This window comes from Vibrio tapetis subsp. tapetis (assembly GCF_900233005.1).
GTDB lineage: Bacteria > Pseudomonadota > Gammaproteobacteria > Enterobacterales > Vibrionaceae > Vibrio > Vibrio tapetis.
In genome coordinates this window covers 1,731,203-1,747,075 of sequence record NZ_LT960612.1, presented here as the reverse complement: position 1 = coordinate 1,747,075, position 15,873 = coordinate 1,731,203, and the positions used below count along the sequence as shown (strand labels likewise).

The following is a 15,873-nucleotide window of genomic DNA, read 5'->3' as shown; positions in this document are numbered from 1 at the left end:
CTACTCGATGTTTGTATTGAATTTGAGTATCTATTGTTGTTGGTTTAGTGAGCATTTTGTTAAGTCGCTAATTTATCAGGCAGAATTTGAGCGATAAATGGTCTGGTTTGACCTCTGCTTAGTTCTGAAAATGTTGTCATTTAACGCTTTAGAAGCGAGAATCCACCGTTAATTTGGTTATATGTAATGAAAGTTTGTATTTTTCTTACAAAAAGCTTGAAGTTACCTGCAACCTTAGATAAAAACAGACTATTCATTTGTGCCAATAGTAGGGAATAACTATGCAAATTGGTGTGCCTAGAGAAATACTCGTAGGTGAAACTCGAGTTGCTGCAACGCCGAAAACGGTTGAGCAGTTATTAAAATTGGGATTTGACGTCTCAGTTGAAACACAAGCTGGCGTTCTTGCCAGTTTTGACGACGCTGCATTTCAAGCTGCCGGTGCGACTATCGTATCGACAGAAGATGTATGGAAATCGGATGTAATCTTTAAAGTTAATGCCCCGCTTACCGGCGAAGCAGAAACGATTAATGAGATTGAACTGATTCAAGAAGGGGCAAGCCTAATTAGTTTCATTTGGCCTGCACAAAACCCAGAGTTAATGGAAAAGCTATCTAGCAAGAACATTAACGTCATGGCGATGGATGCGGTTCCTCGTATTTCTCGTGCTCAAGCGCTAGATGCGTTGAGTTCAATGGCTAACATTGCAGGTTATCGCGCTGTTGTAGAAGCTGCACATGAGTTTGGTCGTTTCTTTACCGGGCAAATTACTGCTGCTGGTAAAGTTCCACCGGCCAAGGTACTGGTTGCTGGCGCAGGCGTTGCTGGTTTAGCCGCTATCGGTGCTGCTGGTAGCTTAGGCGCGATCGTTCGAGCGTTCGATGTTCGTCCTGAAGTGAAAGAGCAAGTTCAATCAATGGGTGCCGAGTTCTTGGAAGTTGATTTCCAAGAGGACACTGGCGCTGGTGATGGCTATGCGAAAGAAATGTCGGACGACTTCAACAAGAAAGCCGCTGAGCTTTATGCTGAGCAAGCCAAAGATGTTGATATCATTGTTACGACTGCACTGATCCCCGGTCGACCTGCTCCCAAGCTTATCACCAAAGACATGGTAGATTCGATGAAGGCGGGTAGTGTCATTGTTGACCTTGCGGCAGCGAATGGCGGTAACTGTGCTTACACTGAAGCAAACAAAGTTATTACTACTCCGAATGGCGTGAAGATCATCGGCTATACCGACATGGTCGGTCGTTTACCGACTCAATCTTCTCAGCTTTACGGTACTAACTTAGTCAACCTTCTTAAGCTTCTTTGTAAAGAAAAAGACGGTAACATTAACATCGATTTCGATGACGTTGTTTTACGTGGTGTGACTGTTGTTAAAGAAGGTGAAGTCACTTGGCCTGCGCCTCCTATCCAAGTATCCGCTCAACCTGAAATCAAGCCACAACCTGTAAAGGTTGAAGCGAAAGTTGAAGAACCAACGTCACCAGTTAAAAAGTTTATCGGCCTAGCGGCAGGTATTGGTGCATTTGGTTGGATTGCTTCGGTTGCTCCAGCAGCCTTTTTAGCCCACTTTACGGTATTCGTATTGGCGTGTGTGGTTGGCTACTATGTTGTTTGGAACGTTTCACATTCACTGCATACACCGCTTATGTCGGTAACTAATGCTATTTCTGGCATTATCGTTGTAGGTGCGTTACTACAGATTGGTCAAGGAAGTGGCGTTGTCACGTTCTTGTCGTTCATCGCAGTGTTAATTGCAAGCATCAATATTTTCGGCGGCTTTACGGTCACGAAACGTATGCTTGAAATGTTCCGTAAAGACTAAGGAGTAACAAATGTCTGCAGGATTAGTACAAGCCGCATACATTGTGTCTGCCGTTCTCTTTATTATGAGTCTGGCGGGACTATCTAAGCAAGAATCTGCGCGAGCAGGTAACTATTACGGCATCGCTGGTATGGCGATCGCTTTGATCGCAACTATCTTTGGGCCAGATTCTTCAGGTGTTGTTTGGATCATCATCGCGATGGTGATCGGTGGTGGTATTGGTATCCACTACGCCAAAAAAGTTGAAATGACTGAGATGCCAGAACTGGTTGCTATTCTTCACAGTTTTGTGGGTATGGCAGCGGTTCTAGTGGGTTTTAACAGTTACATTGACGCGCCAGAAGCGGCAACTCATGCTGAACATGTTATCCACTTAGTTGAAGTATTCTTGGGGATCTTCATCGGCGCGGTAACGTTTACTGGTTCAATCGTTGCGTTTGGTAAATTACGTGGTGTGATCAGTTCATCTGCGTTGAACCTACCTCACAAACACAAATTGAACTTAGCTGCGCTTGTTATATCAGCGTTCCTATTAGTTCAGTATGTGAATGCTGATGGCAGCATGTTCGCACTTATCGTCATGACTTTGATCGCGTTTGTATTTGGTTACCATTTGGTTGCTTCAATCGGTGGTGCAGATATGCCAGTGGTTGTTTCAATGCTGAACTCATACTCAGGTTGGGCTGCAGCGGCAGCTGGTTTCATGTTAGCGAACGATTTGTTGATTGTTACCGGTGCCCTAGTAGGTTCATCTGGTGCGATTCTGTCTTACATTATGTGTAAAGCAATGAACCGCTCTTTCATCAGTGTTATTGCGGGTGGTTTTGGTCAAGAAGTTGCTACAAGCGACGGTGACCAGGATTACGGTGAGCACCGAGAAATCAATGCTGAAGATGTGGCAGACATGCTGAAAAACTCTAAGCGAGTGATCATCACTCCAGGGTACGGTATGGCCGTTGCACAAGCTCAGTATCCAGTGCATGAAATTACCGAGAAGCTTCGCGCTCAAGGTGTTGAAGTACGCTTTGGTATTCACCCTGTAGCGGGCCGCTTACCTGGTCACATGAACGTATTGTTGGCGGAAGCCAAAGTACCTTATGACATCGTATTAGAAATGGATGAAATCAATGAAGATTTCTCCGAGACTGATACAGTACTTGTCATCGGTGCGAACGATACTGTGAACCCTGCAGCTCTTGAAGATCCAACGAGCCCTATTGCAGGAATGCCGGTTCTTGAAGTTTGGAATGCAGAAAATGTTATTGTATTTAAGCGTTCAATGAACCCAGGTTACGCAGGTGTCCAGAACCCATTGTTCTTTAAAGACAATACTCAAATGTTGTTCGGTGATGCGAAAGAGAGTTGCGTTAATATCTCTTCTCATCTTTAAATAACAGCACAGAGTGACGAAGGAGGCCAATTGGCCTCCTTTTTTTTACCTAAAACTTACCATCATGACGTTACGTTAACCTAAGCATCGGTGCATACCACAGAGTTTGATGTTATATTTAATGCATTGAGATTATAAGAAAGAGAACGGCAATAGTTTGTTATATAAAGTGATCTTGTTGGTGACATTAACGTCTATCACAAACGTTGCCAAAGCTGAAAGCCTGCCTGAACGTATTGATGCGTTTCGTGCGCTATTTGATAACTCTCCGGCAATTGCTTCTTATGATACAAGAATTATCCAGTCTGATTTTCCCAATAAGCTATTAGCTCCTGAAAGTATGCTTCCTCAAACGGCTGACTACCCGTTAAGAGACGTGCAGCGCCTTTATAGTTTGGCTGAAACTTGTAAAGGAAAATTGCCTCTAAGCCCACTCATTACCGAACCACTTGTCTTTACGCGCGCTATGTGTAAAGGGACGAAGCTGCCTCTAAAATGGTTTGCTCGTTCAGCGCTCATTCATCCCGGCGGTGGTACTTATGCTGCACGTTATGCTGAAAAGTATCCGGTCCTCTATGATGAACTGAAAGATTACATGCACATCAAAGAAAGACCAGCCGCTGAGCCAGAAAGCTTACTCGGTCGCTTACAAGATATGGATTACAGTGCGCTAAGTGCCTTGATATCCGGCTCAGATATGTTCATTCACCGAGACGATCTATGGTTAAGGCAGGGCGACAAATATCTTTTATTTGAGCGAAAAAAATGGAGTGAGTTCCTAAATAAAACAAATTTACGAGCAACCTTAGATAAAGAAGCCTCTATTTGTTACGTCAAGAGCGGCAATATTTGTTGGGAGGTTGAAGATCATTCCGATCTTCTGCTGAACATCATGATCGGGCTCGTTCTATTTAACGTTGTTATATTAGCGGCGTGGGCAACCTCTCGTTGGAATAATAAGCGGGAAGAAATGCGCAGCCGAATGTTAGTTTTGCAAATACTTACCCATGAACTTAGAACACCGATAGCCAGCTTATCACTAACGGTTGAGGGCTTTAGGAGAGAATTTGAGCGATTGCCTGAAACGGTTTACGATGAGTTTCGTCGCTTATGTGAAGATTCTCGCAGACTTCGGCAATTAGCGGAAGCGAGTAAAGATTATTTACAATCAGATAACAATCAACTAGCAACGGAATGGTTACCATCAGTAAATGAGTGGTTAGAGTATCGTTATGAGGAACTTTCCACTCCGGTTGAAATCCAAATTGAACAAGATAGCGCCATTAAAGTAAATATCTACTGGTTGGGGACATGTCTTGATAACTTGGTTAATAATGCCGTTAAATACGGTGCCGTTCCGGTTAGACTGAAAGTAATTATTCAAAGTAATAAAGTACGCTTTGAGGTCATAGACAGCGGAACCTTAAGCAAAAAAGATTGGAAACACGTAAGAAAGCCATTTGTTAGTAAGAGTGGTTTAGGATTAGGCTTAACGATAGTTGAATCTATGGTTGAGCGTATGGGGGGCAAAATGTCATTAGAAGGCCCGCCAACAACATTTATTTTGGAGATACCTTGTGAAACAGACTCTGCTTCTAGTTGAAGACGACAAAAATCTAGCCGATGGGTTATTGGTAAGCTTGGAACAAGCTGGCTATGAATGCTTACATGCAGAAACAATCGCAGAAGTCGCACCATTGTGGGAGAAGGTAGATCTCGTTGTATTGGATCGTCAGCTTCCTGATGGAGACTCTGTTAGTCACCTTCCGGAATGGAAAAAGATAAAAAAAGTCCCTGTTATTCTATTAACGGCATTGGTCTCTATAAAAGACAAAGTTTCAGGCTTAGATGCCGGTGCTAATGATTACCTAACAAAACCTTTTGCCGAAGCGGAATTGTTTGCGCGAATCCGTGCGCAGCTACGTGCACCTGAATCAGATGAAAGTGAAGAGCATCGTGTCAATATCGGCAATCTATTGATTGATACCCAAACTCGTGATGTTATCTTCAATGAAGAATCAGTAACACTGACAAGAACCGAATTCGATTTACTTTTGTTTTTGGCAACCAATATTGGCCGAGTGTTTACTCGTGATGAGTTGCTTGATCATGTTTGGGGTTACAACCACTTCCCAACGACGCGTACTGTTGATACCCATGTCTTACAGCTAAGACAAAAATTGACTGGCATAGAAATCGAAACCCTACGCGGTGTCGGCTACAAAATGAAGGGATAGTCGTGAGACGTTTGATTGCATTGGTTTTTGTTCTTAGTAGTACTGTCGTCGCGGGCGACAATATTCCTTGGTTTGAGCAGCAAACGGCATTAACTAATGCGCATAAACAACTGTTACAAGACGACTTGGACGGTGCCTTCAAAGGTATCGTTCAGGTGTGGCAACAGTCTCCTGATGAACATGTTGCGAAGCATCTCGATAAGTTTTTTGTAAAGTCGCTAGAAAAAGACTGCGGTCAATCTTTGCAGAAAAAACCGTTGCCTGACTGGTTAGATGAGTTGGTTGTTCGTAGGCAAGTGATCCAATCACCGGGGCGACAGGCGTCGAGTGTGATCATTGATGTATTATCTCGCCAAGAAATTGATTCGATTGGATTCACTCGATGGCCAAAAAGTAAAGTGTCATCGGACACTGAATTTGAACGCCTATCTAATAATGACAAAAGTGACTTCGTCTATCAAAAAAGATACAGCTTAAACTCAAGATTGAGTAGTGGCTTATTTCAGGTCACCGTTACCCCTCTAGAGGGAGAACCGTGGAAATCATGGATTGTCATGGCGGAACCGCAATCAAAAGAAATTCTACGCTGGCAAGCTAAAGGTGTATGGAAAGTAGAAAAAACAGGCTTACTTAACAGGCACTGTCCACTACCAGTCATGAATGTTTCTGTATTTGATTATCTAGATGGTCAATATCAAAAAATTTGGAGCCAGGAGTATGAAAGTGATTACCCGAGCCAAATTCCGCTCCGAGATCTAGAGCCTGATCGCTATGTTTTAGCGATTTCAATCACACATAAGAGGTGGCAAGGTGCGATTTCTGTAGAAGATCAGCAAGTTATTAGCAAAACTTACGACATATCTATAGATTAATAGTGCTAAAGGTTCGATAATTACTGCCGATATAAGAGAAAAGGAACTATTGGCGGTTATGTTATGAATAAAATCGGATTATCAGCGTCTATCGCAATTGCACTAACAGCAACGTCAGTGTCTGCTGCAAACTATTCGGTTGATGGCCGAGGTGACGCAATGGGTGGCACTGGTGTTGTATCAGCGGACTTTCTTACTGCGCCATTTTACAACCCCGCGCTCGCAGCACTTTATCGTAGAAACGATAACGCCGGCATGATCTTACCAGGGCTGGGTATTTCCTATACGGATCAAGGGGATCTGCTCGGAAGTATCGATACCGCAGGAAAAGCAAGTAACGAAAGCGAAGCTGCGGCTGCCATTGCCGGCCTACAAGGAGATCAGTTAGCCCTTGATGTTGGTGGTACGATTGCATTCGCTATTCCTAATTCATTTGTATCGATGAATGTATTTGGAAAAATCTACTCAGAATCCTATGTAACTGCTGATATGGATACAAGCCAGCCTACGTCAGCTCAAAACCTTGATAATTCACTCGTAAAAGTTTTGGGGATTGGTGTATCAGAACTTGGGATGACTTTTGCTAAATACTACACGGTATTTGGTCAGCATATGTCCTTTGGTGTATCACCCAAAATTCAACGGGTCTACAGCATTGCGTCTCACTCTTCTTTTTCCGATTTTGATACCTCAAAGATACTTGATTCTGCTTCGGGTGAAACTGCATTTAATTTAGATGCAGGTGCAGTATGGTTTTATGGACCATGGCGTGTTGGGTTTTCTGCTATGAACATAATGGGTCGAGAAATAGAAACGAAACAATACACGGTGACTCAAGGGACGCGTGATGTAAAAATAGGGGATACTTATAAGCTAGATCCTAACTATACGGTTGGTGCGGGTATCGTTGGCGACTATTTTGCGTTTAGTGTTGATTACGATATTTTAAAGCGTGAGAAATTTGTTGGTGTCGACGACGATGCTCAAATGCTTCGCGTTGGTATTGAGGGCGACATCATGAGGCAAATGCAGCTAAGGGCGGGTTACTATACTAACTTAGCCAGCGACAATGATGATGGGACTATCACTGCAGGTATCGGGCTGTCACCATTAAATATCATCACATTAGACATTGGCGCAAGTTATACCAATGAAAATTCAATGGGTGTGTATATTAATTTCCTTTCCAACTACTAAAATATTCGCTATTCTCGGCCTCCAATTATGGAGGCCGAAATGTTTCAAGATATAAGCTTATCTCATGAAGAACAGCAACAAGCAGTTGAACGAATTCAAAAATTAATGGAAGAGGGCATGAGTACAGCTCAAGCCATCAAAGTTGTTGCTGAAGATATTCGAAAAGAGCAAAGTGACAAGAAAGAAAGCTAATTTAAAACAGCGCTCAAATGAGCGCTGTTTTTGTATCTTTAGTGCACTATAACTAATCTCCTTTATCCAACCACAAATCCCCACATTTGGCTAAACCAAGTTCAATACCACTATTCGGCCAATAATGAATTAACAACCAATTTAGAAATATAGGGGAGTCGTACGTCATTACAGTGCCAAATACCACTTAGAGAAAAAGTTACGCGGAAGATTTGTGACATAGTGAGCCATATAAGAAAGTAAGCACACACTTATTGGTATATAATACTTACAGTTTTAAAATATCGTTAAATATCATTAACTTATGAATTTCTACTATTTGTGTTAGCTCGCTAGCAGTAGCAATACTATAAGGGATTTAGTCAAACAAACTAGCCATCATAGAGTGAATATGTGATGGGTGGGCTGTTTGCGCACAGGTTATCCACAATATGTAATTTAATTACACCTCGGGTGTGGGGTAAGTTTAGACGTGAGTGAGCGTTAATAATTATGACACTGTAACTATGCGCGGGGTTGAGTTTATGCCGTGACAGAGGTTGGAGTTGAAGAAAGCGTTTGTGGGGTTTAGGTGCGTTTAGAAAAATGGCCCAGCTACATATGTGGAGCTGGACACCAGTATCATTGAGATCAACAAGAGTTCAATAAAGGGGATGAACTCACGATTGACGATACGAATTGATATACCCAATTAGTTACATTACATGAAATTAGTGTTCACAGACGCAACATATTCGGACAGCAGTATAATTACAGAATCATTAATAAAATTATGTGGAAAGTTTGTAATGGTTTGTAATTGTTTGTAGAGATTACGAAAGGTAGGGGAACGGAGCTCACGTAACTGGTGAGCATCCTATGTTGTTCTCAATTATTATTTGGAATCTATTATGTAACAAGTTGGGATGCTGTAGTGGGTATTCTTTAGGCACTCCATTGTAGCGGTTTCTTCCGCGATTGATTGCGAAACATCACTAGTTGAAAAACCCAAAATACCAAGTTCATTGCCTACGACTGCCGCGTGCTTATTCGTATTATCAAATTCACTTAGCTTATCGAGATCGGAGTAACTAGAAACTTCTGGAGGTAGCTTTTTCTGATTTGAAGCGAGTGGTTCTTCGGTTTCGGAATACGCGTCAATGGTACAAGTGTTACTCTTATCTGACTTGATATTACAAAGTCTCAATGCTTCGGTTTTAGCTTTTTCAAGATCAAGCTTATTGGTCGCGTGTGCAAAGCTAAGAGCACGGTTTCCTTTCCAGTAAACAGCGAATGCTTTATTGTTCGGGCTATCATTGTAGATATCAAACTGCGTCTTCATCCAAGAGTGCGGATCGTTTCGCATTTCCGCCGTTAATTTCTCCGTTGTGTAAGTATTTGATTTCAGATTCTCCGAAGAAACGGATGCGCACCCAGAGAGGGTTGCAAGCACCAATATATGGAAGATTGTTCGTTTCATAAATGTGTCCAGCTAGCTTGAAATTTTATTGAGTGTATTATCATTATTAGCTCATGCTATCATATTGTATCAATAAGTATAATTATAAATTTTGTGAGGTTAATACAGGATCGCTACAGGTGCCGTCATCATTAGGGATGCAATTATCTATTAGAGCTCAAATCGTCAATTGAATCAAAACTTCAACTATAGATTAACTTTATTAACTGGCTCATAATATACCTAGAGGTTATACAATCTATCGTTCATAAGTGAGATCTTAACTTCAAATGTCGCTTAACGTTTGGTCGTTAAATTATAGGAGAAGCAAGAAATAGTGCTCAGTTTGTGTTGCTTACCTATAATATAATTCTTCAGTTAAGTGATCCTGTCACTTGAAAGTACCTTCAATCAAATACTAAAACACCTACCGTAAAGTTTTTCGCTAAGGGGCAGTATTTGCAGCTTGTGACAGTGTCTCTTAATTTAGCCAGCGTTGCAGTTGGTTTGTTTAAACTTTAACGAGTTAGTTAACCGGTGGCCAAAACCTGTTTATATTCACTACAAACAAAGACAGTTTTTGTACTATTAACTTGATATTATTAACAACAACACGTGCTACTAAGGTGAATAATGGAATTTAGTCGATGGGAAACACTCATAAATGAAGGTGATATCTCAGTATTATCTGTCGTCTACGGCTGTCAGAACTGGTATCTGTCAGGTCAAGATACACGGTATGAATATCGAGATCTAAGATTTTCTGATGAGATACAACTTACAGTAACGGTGTTCCATGAAATGACTGAATCTGTGTATGAAATTCAATTTCGACAAATTGGCGGACATCGAGTGTTGGACGAGCATGGTTTACTTGAGATGTGGGGATCTAAGAACCCGAAAGATAACTGTTTCAAAGTGCGCGGTCACCAATGGACCCATGAAAGCCCATTGAGTTTTGAATTAAATACAGTTGGCGGATGGTCTTATGTCATTGCCAGTGATTGGGATTGCGTAGAAGTGCTAACACACGAAGATCCAACCGTGGTATTGGTAGAGAGACTTACAAATTTAAAACGTCCTAAAAAGTAACTGAGCATTCAGAAGCTTTTTGTGATGAGTTAAAGGGACATTTTAACTTTACAAATAGTGACATTACAACTTCGCTCTTACATATCTTAGTGCGCATTATGTGGTCAGATTTATGTTGAAAGCGTGGCGGGCAGTACCATTGCGCCAGCACTGGCCGCAGCCGCTAGGCTCTTTTAATATAAATCCTGTAATGCGCATTAATAAGCAACCATTTCTTTATTCCAATTTGGTCTATCCAACTCATTGATTTGTTGAAGTTTAACCTCCATATATGTGTTTTTATAGAGGTCTATTATATGTATACATTTATTGTTTTATCAGGTGAAGGCAGCGAAGATTGGTCACATGTTTTTTTGTCTGTAATTCCAGAACCTAATAGCATTCTGCTTTTTGAAGGCAACGAACGACATATTGAAAAAGTAGTTTTGACGAATATGCGAGAAAATATGGAGGCTAGGGGTATGAATAATACTGGGATATTACATTTAGAGCCACTTCCTGCGGATTTGGCTGATGTGTTATAAGGTTCTCTTGTCGTTATCCCAATAATGACATGTAACTAAGTCCGGTTTTTCCGGACTTTTTTGTTTTCGTGTGACATCGCGATAAACTTCCTTTCCTTCCGGTCAAGCGCTTTTGCCCCTATTTAACTCGACGCATGACGACGAGAAACGACGGCGAAGACTGAGCAAGGAGGTCGAGGAGGAGAAGGAGAGTACACTATCTTTAATAGTGTACTCTTGTGCGGATTTCGCATTTTCCCGCAGGGATAAGGGCACAACTCCACGTTGATATGGTCGCTCCGGCCAAACAGCCCGATACGCGCGAAGCGCTCCCAATCTATGACACCGCGATAAACTTCCTTTCTTTCTTGCTAGAACCACCCTTGCAGAGCATCACAGCACCAAAGGGCGTTTTGCAACTGCAACCCTTATATCTATCAGTTATCAAGACTCGACGACTGACGACGAACAACGACGAACAACGACGAACAACGACGAACAACGACGAACAACGACGGCGAAAACTGAGCAAGGAGGGTGAGAAGGAAATAGGAGAGGCCATTTACATTTGGGAAGGGGCCCCGTTTCGACGGGGAAGGGCTCCAAATTAAATGGCGTTTACTTTTCTATCGATACTATTTTTTCCATTAAAAATGGCCTCAAAAGGCCATCTTCAAAATTGTCACTTGTAATCGAAATGTTATCAGAACAAGTTGGGGTTACTGTTACACCCCAACTAACTGCGGAATTCCGCACTACTTGATTTTTTTCCCTTCTACTATCCGCTTATGGTGTTCGATAAAAAGTGTCTTTGTATTTTCGTCTTTAAATTGTATTTGCCCGTTTTCAGCCCATTCAAGTTGTTCTTTTGAGCTTTCAATTCTTCCTTGTTCAAAGAGTTCATATGGAAATTCAGAAGCCTCTGCAAGCATGTTTAAGAATCCTTCTTGATCTGGTATGTATTCATGCATTCCGTATAGCATTTCTATATGGGGTACATGCTTCATTAACACACCAACTCTTCTTATGAATTCTTGGTCGTTAATATCAGATTTATCGATTGTACCTTGGCAAATTTCTTTCTCTGAAATTTTAAGAATTTGGCTTAACTTTGAAACTTGGTTCGCTTTGGGCTCAGTAATATCTCTTTCCCATTTACTTACGGTTTGTACCGTTACTTTCATCTGTTCCGCAATATCTTCTTGTTTGACATTTAGTTCGATTCGTCTGTCTTTAAGAACGCTACCAATACTCATATTTACATAATCCATCTAAAAACCTTACTTAAATTTAAGTTTACACCTACTTTTATATGTCATATTATTCAGCCATACATTTATATCCATGTACATACATAAAAATGTCTGTATTGATTCTTGACAGGGTTCTCGTTTGTTTTTTATTGACCAGCTTTTCATGCAACAAGATCACCATGAGGGGAATTTACCACTCGTGGGGCGTCATGTTATTGAAAGGGTCGAATTAGAAACTGGTGAGAAGTTACCGCCATCGGTAAATCAAAAGGTTCTCGAAGGATCTTTTAGTACAAAGCTTACGATTCGTTGTGATGGTACTCGTGTTCGAGTAGAGGGGAATCCTTCGCGCTGGCAACGTGTGGATAATCTTTTTGGGCTTCAAACTCTTGATGAATGCGTCGCTGTTTACAATCATGTATTAGGCTTTTATGGCTTACCACCATTTACTAAAAACACACGCTTTTCTCATCGTCAATCATCTGATGGTCAAGCATCATCTTTGATAGGTAATGGCGCTGAAATTACACTGATTGACTGGACTCGAAATCATGCTGTAGGCAAGGGCAAGGAACAATCGTTTATCCGTGGGCTTTCTTCTATGCAAATTGGTCGAGGCCGTAAGCCTAAGCTTTACCCTGATGGAAACACGTGCAATTGGGGAGAAGGTTCCACTTGGATTATGGATAAGCTGTATAGGAAAGCGGTTGAATTGCAAAGAAATTTATTAAAGACCCAAAGAACAAAACAAGGAGTTGCACCAGAAGTTTTAAAGTATGTCACTAAATTAATTGAATATTGCGAATCATTCGGCGTTGTACGTGAAGAGCACAGTCTAAGACAAATGTTATTGAAACGACACAACTTACAATTCTACGGCAACGTAACCGAACAAGATTTTCACCACCACTTACAAGACATTGAGAACGCCATGAAGACTATACAAATATCACATGATGAACATCAATCTATTGCCCACCAACTGTTAGCTTCAGGTTCTGTTGATACCTTGCGTAAAGCCAATACAACTATGAGCTACTTTACTATGTGGCAGCATGGTTCTGATTTGAGACAAATATTGAAACCTCGTCAGTTTTACGAGCACAAAGCCCGCCTGAAAGCTATTGGTATTGATATTGGTCAGAAGTTCGATGTTAGCCGTATGTGTCCGACTCTTAAACGCTCTGAAGTCATTGAGATTAACCCCCTACAAATACCGTCTTGGTACAAAATGCCAGTCGTAGCAGAAACTAATATTTTACCTTTTAAAGCATACGCATAGGAATTAAAAATGTTGAAAATTGAAGTGTTTAAAGAAGATGTCAAAACCACATCTCGAACAATGCCAGGGAAGGAGGGAAAGCCACCACGCACTATTTATGAGCAAGACGCTTATGTGTATCTGCAAGGTCGCTTTCCAACGTTAACTAAGGTTCAACTCGAAGAAGGTCAACCACCTTATGAAGCAGGATTTTATACCTTTCATAGCTCTTCTTATGTCGTTAATAATTTCGGTTCTGTGGAATTGAAAAAATACGGAAAAATCATCACACCAATGGAGCTCGAATTATGATTAAGGTCTACATCCAGAGACATTCACCAAGCATGATTGAATTGTATTTTCCAACGCTTGATGAGTTTTATACTTGTAAAGCTGAATGGGACGTTAAGTCCGCTATTGAGGATTTTCTCGAAGGGGCTGAATACGAACTTATAGAAGGTTCTCCTTCAAACTAAGAAGAAAAGCCCGTAACTGGTAGGCAGCTACGGGCTTTATCACAACCAACTAAACTGGAGTTGACTATGACAATCAAAGGATACACGTTCTCGGACGCAGAAAGTAAGTTAAATGGCATTTCCAACATATCTGTTTTTTTAAGAACTGGAGCATGTCCCAAGGAACTTTCATTTGAATTAATTGATCACATGCATGGTGAAATTGAGTCTTTGCAAGGGATTTTGAGCTTCATCCGCGAATCAAAACCTAAATCTGATCAATCAGACCTTAAAATTGAATCAATCGCTTAAGTATCATTTTATTGCTCGGTATTTTTATCGAGCATTTTTTTTAATTTCAACCAATCAAAATAGAGATTTGATTATGCAAATTAAAGATTTGAAGTTATTGTTTGATAACGGAAACTTGAAAAAAGTAACCGTCATCAAAGCCCCAATGAGTGAAAGCTATTTATTGTTATGTGACATACACGTTTTACAGGCTCAGCGAGGCGGTGATAGGAATTTTAAAAGTATTGATGCTGCGGTAGAAAACGCACAGAAGATAGGATTTAAGCAGGTTACAGTTCGATTTTAGCCATAAAACAACCAACACCTTAGTGCGCATTATGTGGTCAGATTTATGTTGAAAGCGTGGCGGGCAGTACCATTGCGCCAGCACTGGCCGCAGCCGTTAGGCTCTTTTAATATAAATCCTGTAATGCGTCAGCTAAGCTAGTTTTTTAACTGCACCAATATACAAATAATTGCCCCAATACTATGAGGTACTAGAAAGTTCTGGCGTTTCTTGTAGTGTGTGCATAAAATAACATTGTGAATTATTAGAGGGCAACATTGCATTCTAATAAATAAAAGTCCGAAAGAGCGGCAACTCAATCGGACTTTGATATCTAGTCTTTGCTTTTGAGAACTTTGACTAGTGCTGTTACTGTACCAATAACGGTAGCTACTGCTAATAGCAGATTGGTTAGGTCTTCGATAAGGCCTCCTGTATTTAGGAGCCCTAAGCCCAACGCTTAGGGCTTTTTTGTATCTACTTGATAGTAGACCTAACTATTATACCTGTAAATTTATTATCGCCAAGTACGATAGAAAGCAACGGCTGTGGATAACCTAGTTGTTATCGTCGACTTGATTTAAACTTTACTAAGCTAATTCTTATTCACACCATTTAAATGCCATTTTTTAATATTGCCTTTCCCGTAGGGATAAGGGCACAACACCCACGCTGACGTGGTCACTTCGGCCAAGCTGCCCGATACGCGCGAAGCGCCCCCAATCTATGACACCCCGACAAACTTCCTTTCCTTCTTGCTAGAACCACCCTTGCAGAGCATCACAGCACCAAAGGGGCGTTTTGCAACTGCAACCCTTATATCTATCAGTTATCAAGACTCGACGACTGACGACGAACAACGACGGCGAAAACTGAGCAAGGAGGGTGAGAAGGAAATAGGAGAGGCCATTAAAAATGGCCTCAAAAGGCCATCTTCAAAATTGTCACTTGTAATCGAAATGTTATCAGAACAAGTTGGGGTTACTGTTACACCCCAACTAACTGCGGAATTCCGCACTACTTGATTTTTTTCCCTTCTACTATCCGCTTATGGTGTTCGATAAAAAGTGTCTTTGTATTTTCGTCTTTAAATTGTATTTGCCCGTTTTCAGCCCATTCAAGTTGTTCTTTTGAGCTTTCAATTCTTCCTTGTTCAAAGAGTTCATATGGAAATTCAGAAGCCTCTGCAAGCATGTTTAAGAATCCTTCTTGATCTGGTATGTATTCATGCATTCCGTATAGCATTTCTATATGGGGTACATGCTTCATTAACACACCAACTCTTCTTATGAATTCTTGGTCGTTAATATCAGATTTATCGATTGTACCTTGGCAAATTTCTTTCTCTGAAATTTTAAGAATTTGGCTTAACTTTGAAACTTGGTTCGCTTTGGGCTCAGTAATATCTCTTTCCCATTTACTTACGGTTTGTACCGTTACTTTCATCTGTTCCGCAATATCTTCTTGTTTGACATTTAGTTCGATTCGTCTGTCTTTAAGAACGCTACCAATACTCATATTTACATAATCCATCTAAAAACCTTACTTAAATTTAAGTTTACACCTACTTTTAT

The 15,873-nt window shown here is 41.0% G+C and carries 17 protein-coding genes; 14 read left to right on the top strand and 3 right to left on the bottom strand.

Annotated features, from left to right (window positions below; all coding sequences use genetic code 11):
* Positions 1–281: 281 nt before the first annotated feature.
* The 7 genes from pntA (at position 282) to VTAP4600_RS24805 (ending at position 7,720) form a co-directional block, all read left to right on the top strand.
* Positions 282–1,832 (top strand): Re/Si-specific NAD(P)(+) transhydrogenase subunit alpha, encoded by a 1,551-nt coding sequence (pntA, locus tag VTAP4600_RS24835; RefSeq protein ID WP_102525350.1) that lies wholly within the window; start codon positions 282–284, stop codon positions 1,830–1,832.
* Positions 1,833–1,842: 10 nt separating this feature from the next.
* On the top strand, positions 1,843–3,222 hold the full coding sequence (gene pntB / locus VTAP4600_RS24830; RefSeq protein ID WP_102525349.1) for a Re/Si-specific NAD(P)(+) transhydrogenase subunit beta: 1,380 nt from the start codon (positions 1,843–1,845) through the stop codon (positions 3,220–3,222).
* 157 nt (positions 3,223–3,379) lie between these two features.
* Entirely contained in the window at positions 3,380–4,825 is a 1,446-nt protein-coding gene (vxrA, locus tag VTAP4600_RS24825; protein ID WP_231897957.1) for a sensor histidine kinase VxrA, read from the top strand.
* On the top strand, positions 4,800–5,459 hold the full coding sequence (vxrB, locus tag VTAP4600_RS24820) for a response regulator transcription factor VxrB (protein WP_102525348.1): 660 nt from the start codon (positions 4,800–4,802) through the stop codon (positions 5,457–5,459). The genes vxrA and vxrB overlap by 26 nt, the downstream gene beginning before the upstream one ends.
* A 2-nt stretch (positions 5,460–5,461) precedes the next feature.
* Positions 5,462–6,331, top strand: coding sequence for a DUF2861 family protein (locus tag VTAP4600_RS24815; protein WP_102525347.1), 870 nt, complete (start codon positions 5,462–5,464; stop codon positions 6,329–6,331).
* A gap of 63 nt (positions 6,332–6,394) precedes the next feature.
* Entirely contained in the window at positions 6,395–7,528 is a 1,134-nt protein-coding gene (locus VTAP4600_RS24810) for a conjugal transfer protein TraF (protein ID WP_102525346.1), read from the top strand.
* A gap of 39 nt (positions 7,529–7,567) precedes the next feature.
* Positions 7,568–7,720 carry a YoaH family protein gene (locus VTAP4600_RS24805; protein WP_102525345.1) on the top strand — a complete coding sequence of 51 codons (153 nt, stop codon included), beginning with the start codon at positions 7,568–7,570 and terminating at the stop codon, positions 7,718–7,720.
* 874 nt (positions 7,721–8,594) lie between these two features.
* On the opposite strand, the gene VTAP4600_RS24800 is transcribed toward VTAP4600_RS24805, so the two are convergent.
* Positions 8,595–9,179, bottom strand: a complete 585-nt coding sequence (locus VTAP4600_RS24800) for a hypothetical protein (RefSeq protein ID WP_145958618.1) — start codon at positions 9,177–9,179, stop codon at positions 8,595–8,597.
* Positions 9,180–9,791: 612 nt separating this feature from the next.
* Between VTAP4600_RS24800 and VTAP4600_RS24795 the strand changes: the two genes are divergently transcribed.
* Positions 9,792–10,250: a hypothetical protein gene (locus VTAP4600_RS24795; protein ID WP_102525343.1), complete on the top strand. Its 459-nt coding sequence runs from the start codon at positions 9,792–9,794 to the stop codon at positions 10,248–10,250.
* A gap of 296 nt (positions 10,251–10,546) precedes the next feature.
* A complete protein-coding gene (locus tag VTAP4600_RS24790; protein WP_012396984.1) occupies positions 10,547–10,774 on the top strand; it encodes a hypothetical protein in 228 nt (75 codons plus the stop codon).
* Positions 10,775–11,508: 734 nt separating this feature from the next.
* Here VTAP4600_RS24790 and VTAP4600_RS24780 read toward each other — a convergent pair.
* Positions 11,509–12,024, bottom strand: a complete 516-nt coding sequence (locus tag VTAP4600_RS24780) for a helix-turn-helix domain-containing protein (protein WP_102525339.1) — start codon at positions 12,022–12,024, stop codon at positions 11,509–11,511.
* 121 nt (positions 12,025–12,145) lie between these two features.
* Here VTAP4600_RS24780 and VTAP4600_RS24775 point away from each other — a divergent pair, with 121 nt between their 5' ends.
* The 5 genes from VTAP4600_RS24775 (at position 12,146) to VTAP4600_RS24760 (ending at position 14,320) form a co-directional block, all read left to right on the top strand.
* Entirely contained in the window at positions 12,146–13,288 is a 1,143-nt protein-coding gene (locus VTAP4600_RS24775; protein ID WP_102525338.1) for a phage/plasmid replication protein, II/X family, read from the top strand.
* Between the two features lie 9 nt (positions 13,289–13,297).
* On the top strand, positions 13,298–13,579 hold the full coding sequence (locus VTAP4600_RS24770) for a single-stranded DNA-binding protein (protein ID WP_102525337.1): 282 nt from the start codon (positions 13,298–13,300) through the stop codon (positions 13,577–13,579).
* On the top strand, positions 13,576–13,743 hold the full coding sequence (locus VTAP4600_RS26055) for a hypothetical protein (RefSeq protein WP_172443222.1): 168 nt from the start codon (positions 13,576–13,578) through the stop codon (positions 13,741–13,743). The genes VTAP4600_RS24770 and VTAP4600_RS26055 overlap by 4 nt, the downstream gene beginning before the upstream one ends.
* Before the next feature lie 66 nt (positions 13,744–13,809).
* Positions 13,810–14,034, top strand: coding sequence for an RstC protein (locus VTAP4600_RS24765; RefSeq protein ID WP_102525336.1), 225 nt, complete (start codon positions 13,810–13,812; stop codon positions 14,032–14,034).
* Between the two features lie 73 nt (positions 14,035–14,107).
* Positions 14,108–14,320 (top strand): plasmid replication protein RepB, encoded by a 213-nt coding sequence (locus tag VTAP4600_RS24760; protein ID WP_102525341.1) that lies wholly within the window; start codon positions 14,108–14,110, stop codon positions 14,318–14,320.
* A 996-nt stretch (positions 14,321–15,316) separates the two neighbouring features.
* Here the strand turns inward: VTAP4600_RS24760 and VTAP4600_RS24750 are convergent.
* The gene (locus tag VTAP4600_RS24750) at positions 15,317–15,832 is read right to left on the bottom strand and encodes a helix-turn-helix domain-containing protein (protein ID WP_102525339.1); all 516 of its coding nucleotides are present in this window, start codon (positions 15,830–15,832) and stop codon (positions 15,317–15,319) included.
* Between the last annotated feature and the right edge of the window lie 41 nt (positions 15,833–15,873).

What these genes read in the sequence shown, in the direction of transcription:
- VTAP4600_RS24800 (WP_145958618.1), bottom strand. Translation starts at nt 9,179, where the DNA reads ATGAAACGAACAATCTTCCATATATTGGTGCTTGCAACCCTCTCTGGG.
- VTAP4600_RS24790 (WP_012396984.1), top strand. Translation starts at nt 10,547, where the DNA reads ATGTATACATTTATTGTTTTATCAGGTGAAGGCAGCGAAGATTGGTCA.
- VTAP4600_RS24770 (WP_102525337.1), top strand. Translation starts at nt 13,298, where the DNA reads ATGTTGAAAATTGAAGTGTTTAAAGAAGATGTCAAAACCACATCTCGA.
- VTAP4600_RS24780 (WP_102525339.1), bottom strand. Translation starts at nt 12,024, where the DNA reads ATGGATTATGTAAATATGAGTATTGGTAGCGTTCTTAAAGACAGACGA.
- pntA (WP_102525350.1), top strand. Translation starts at nt 282, where the DNA reads ATGCAAATTGGTGTGCCTAGAGAAATACTCGTAGGTGAAACTCGAGTT.
- VTAP4600_RS24750 (WP_102525339.1), bottom strand. Translation starts at nt 15,832, where the DNA reads ATGGATTATGTAAATATGAGTATTGGTAGCGTTCTTAAAGACAGACGA.
- VTAP4600_RS24760 (WP_102525341.1), top strand. Translation starts at nt 14,108, where the DNA reads ATGCAAATTAAAGATTTGAAGTTATTGTTTGATAACGGAAACTTGAAA.
- VTAP4600_RS24810 (WP_102525346.1), top strand. Translation starts at nt 6,395, where the DNA reads ATGAATAAAATCGGATTATCAGCGTCTATCGCAATTGCACTAACAGCA.
- pntB (WP_102525349.1), top strand. Translation starts at nt 1,843, where the DNA reads ATGTCTGCAGGATTAGTACAAGCCGCATACATTGTGTCTGCCGTTCTC.
- VTAP4600_RS24805 (WP_102525345.1), top strand. Translation starts at nt 7,568, where the DNA reads ATGTTTCAAGATATAAGCTTATCTCATGAAGAACAGCAACAAGCAGTT.
- VTAP4600_RS24765 (WP_102525336.1), top strand. Translation starts at nt 13,810, where the DNA reads ATGACAATCAAAGGATACACGTTCTCGGACGCAGAAAGTAAGTTAAAT.
- VTAP4600_RS26055 (WP_172443222.1), top strand. Translation starts at nt 13,576, where the DNA reads ATGATTAAGGTCTACATCCAGAGACATTCACCAAGCATGATTGAATTG.
- VTAP4600_RS24795 (WP_102525343.1), top strand. Translation starts at nt 9,792, where the DNA reads ATGGAATTTAGTCGATGGGAAACACTCATAAATGAAGGTGATATCTCA.